This is a genomic window from uncultured Planktosalinus sp., from assembly GCF_963973675.1.
Taxonomy (GTDB): Bacteria; Bacteroidota; Bacteroidia; order Flavobacteriales; family Flavobacteriaceae; genus Planktosalinus.
Map to the genome: position 1 here is coordinate 1 of NZ_CAXBAN010000406.1, position 2,265 is coordinate 2,265.

The 2,265-nt window shown below is 37.4% G+C and carries 2 protein-coding genes; one reads left to right on the forward strand and one right to left on the reverse strand.

All coding sequences use genetic code 11. The annotated features are described in order from the left end of the window. The coding region (locus AACY61_RS12695) for an aminotransferase class I/II-fold pyridoxal phosphate-dependent enzyme (RefSeq protein WP_339611949.1) at positions 1-618 on the forward strand (618 nt) is incomplete at its 5' end. Between the two features lie 34 nt (positions 619-652). Here the strand turns inward: AACY61_RS12695 and AACY61_RS12700 are convergent. Then, a complete protein-coding gene (locus AACY61_RS12700) occupies positions 653-2,161 on the reverse strand; it encodes a potassium transporter TrkG (protein WP_339611950.1) in 1,509 nt (502 codons plus the stop codon). Positions 2,162-2,265: the final 104 nt, after the last annotated feature.

Sequence of the window (2,265 nt, forward strand, 5' to 3'; positions counted from 1 at the left end):
GCAGATGTATTAAAAAAGCATCCGGATATTTATGTTGTGTCTGATGAAATCTATGAGCATATTAATTTTGGAGACCGCCACACTTCCATAGCTGAATTCGCTGATATGTATAACCGAACAATTGTTGTAAATGGTGTTTCAAAAGCCTTTGCAATGACCGGCTGGCGAATTGGTTATATTGGTGCTCCTGACTGGATAGCTAAAGCTTGTAATAAAATTCAAGGGCAGATAACCAGTGGAGCCAATGCCATTGCTCAAATGGCGACCATTGCAGCTCTGGAAGCTTCACCTGATAAAATTCAATATATGGTAGACGCTTTTAAAAACAGGCGTACTTTAATACTTGAATTGTTGAATGAAGTTCCCGGTATGAAAACAAATACTCCTGAAGGTGCATTTTATGTCTTTCCGGATGTTTCAAGCTTTTTTGGAAAGACCATTCGTGGTAAACAGATCAACAACGCAGGTGACTTTTCATTACTACTTTTAGAAGAAGCGCTAGTAGCTACCGTTACCGGAGAAGCTTTTGGTGATCCCAACTGTATCCGGCTTTCTTACGCAGCTTCTGAATCAGAAATAAAAGAAGCCATCAAACGAATCAAAGAAGTTTTAAGCTAATTATAAACTTAGCTGAAATTCACCCAAAAAACATTTACCTGTTTCTCCAGAAAAATGGAGTCAATAATATCAGGACTGTAAATAGCTCAAGACGACCTACGAGCATTAAGAAGGAAGCCCACCATTTCCCCAATGCCGGTAGCATATCATATGAAAAAACGGGTCCTAACCCTCCAATGGCTGGCCCTACATTTCCTAAACTTGAGGCTGCCCCCCCTAAAGAAGTTTGAAAATCCAGACCAAGAAACGAAAAAACAGCTACTCCAATTATAAACATTAGAATGTAGAGAATAAAAAATGCAAGAATATTAAATACAATTGATTGAGGTATTGCTCTCTCATTGTATCGTACTGGAAGTACCGCATGGGCATGAAAAGCTCTTTTAAACTCCAGTATGCCATTTTTAATAGTTATCAAGTGTCTTACAATTTTCATCCCGCCCGAAGTGGAGCCTGCAGAACCTCCTAAAAACATTAAGCCAAAGAAGAACATGGTTAAAAAAGGCGTCCACAATGTGTAATCAGCAGTTACAAAACCTGTGGTGGTTACAATTGCCAGAACCTGAAATAATGCGTGCCTAATCGAAGCTTCAAGTCGGCCAAAAACTTCAGGGTGTGCTAATGATGAAATTGTAAAATCTGCCTGAAAATAAACGATTGTTGAAACAATGATTGTAAAAATTAAGATAAATACCCCGTATAATCTAAATTCTTCATCTCTAAATATTTTAGAAAATTTACCTTTAAAAGCAAAATAACTCAACACAAAATTAGTTCCGGCAAGAAACATAAAGAAAATTGTAATATATTGAATTACAGGTAAATGGTTCCAGTGAGCTAGACTGGCATTTTTTGTTGAAAACCCACCAGTACTTAAGGTTGACATAGAATGATTGATAGCATCAAAAAGTGACATCCCTGCAAGTTGTAGCAAAAGGGTTTGAATTAGGGTATATGAAAAATAAATCAGCCACAGTCTTTTAGCAGTGTCTGTAATTCGTGGATGTAGTTTGTCATTGCTTGGCCCCGGTGCTTCTGCAGCAAACAACTGCATACCGCCAATACCCAGTAATGGCAAAATGGCAATGGCTAGCACAATAATACCCATTCCGCCAATCCAGTGGGTTAAACTTCTCCAGAATAAAATACTTTCTGGAAGAACTTCAATGTTATTTAATATTGTAGCCCCAGTAGTTGTATATCCACTCATGGTTTCAAAAAAGGCATTAGTAAACCTTGGGATTGCATCAGTCATCACATAGGGTAAGGTGCCACTGAATGCCATAATTAGCCAACCAAATGTAACAATGATATAGCCGTCTCTTTTTTTGATTTCTTTTTTGTGAGTTTTTGTTAGAAAAAAAATAAATACGCCAACAAAAAGCGTTATAATTCCTGCTGAAAATATTCCGGCGGTTACCCCATCTTCATAATACAAACTTACAGCTGAAGCAATTAGCATAAAAAAACCGTTAAAAACCAACAGGACAGCCAGAAAATGACAGATAATTTTGAAGTTGAAACGTCTAGTAAAGCGGGTCATTTTAATTAAAATATTTTTCTACTTTGCTGATTGAGTGTGGCAAACAGCAAACAACTCCCCTCTCTTTTTTTACACACTCACTAACACAAACCCAATGGCAGACA

Coding starts and splice junctions, on each gene's coding strand:
- AACY61_RS12700 (WP_339611950.1), bottom strand. CDS start 2,161: ATGACCCGCTTTACTAGACGTTTCAACTTCAAAATTATCTGTCATTTT.